Source organism: Oleiphilus sp. HI0086 (genome assembly GCF_001635225.1).
The window spans coordinates 1-790 of sequence record NZ_LWFZ01001372.1 but is presented as its reverse complement, the minus strand read 5'-3'; the positions used below and the strand labels follow the sequence as shown (position 1 = coordinate 790).

The window sequence follows — 790 nt, the reverse complement described above, 5'->3', positions numbered from 1 at the left end:
ATGCCTTAGAAGAAAGTATGGTTTCATTGCTTAAACAAGAGTTCTGCGATTCTTTTGTTCCCTATACTTCAGTACCGACTGATATAACACTTAATGAACAATTTAGTCATTTCGATATCTCAAGAATATTATATAAAGATGAGGTTGGTGATAGCTCCGTACCTCAAAATGATTCGGTAGAAAAACTCAATCTTGAAGAAAGTGACTGGTTTGTAATGGGTACAGACCAAGCTAGTTCACCTTCAATGATATTATTGAACCGCTTTGACTATGCTGGCTTGTTTTTGTTTGGTAATTATTTGGGGATGAAAACGGGCATATATACCCGTCAGGAGTTAGACCACTTGCTCAATCAAGGTGAGATTAAACCTTACAAGCAAGGGGAGTCATTCTCTGTTGTGTTTAATGCTTGTGTTAAGGGGCTGATGCGAGTAGCTGATTCACAGCAGAAAGCCAGAATCGCTGCCGCCGAGAAAGCGAAAGAAGAAGCAGAGAGACTGCTCGAAGAAAAACGACTTGCCGAAGAAGAGGCAGAAAAGAGAGCGCAGGAAATTGCCGAACGTACTAAAGAACTACTTAAAAGGCGCGAAGATAAGAAAAAAGCCCAACTTGAAGTATCAGCACTAGCGAAAGTACAGAAATTGACTATAGGTGCTTGGGTCTCACTTACGATTGGTGACCAAGCGGAGCGCTATAAGCTAGTAGTGAAGATTGCTGCGAGTAGTAAATTCATTTTTGTTGATAAGCTCGGGATTAAGAAAAAGGAATATAAAGAAGTTGACCTTGTGGA

Annotated in this window: 1 protein-coding gene; it reads left to right on the top strand. The window is 40.4% G+C overall.

Annotated features, from left to right (window positions below; translation table 11 throughout):
* Positions 1-17: 17 nt before the first annotated feature.
* A partial coding sequence (locus A3756_RS23580; RefSeq protein WP_156490728.1) for a DUF1631 family protein occupies positions 18-790 on the top strand: 773 nt, incomplete at its 3' end.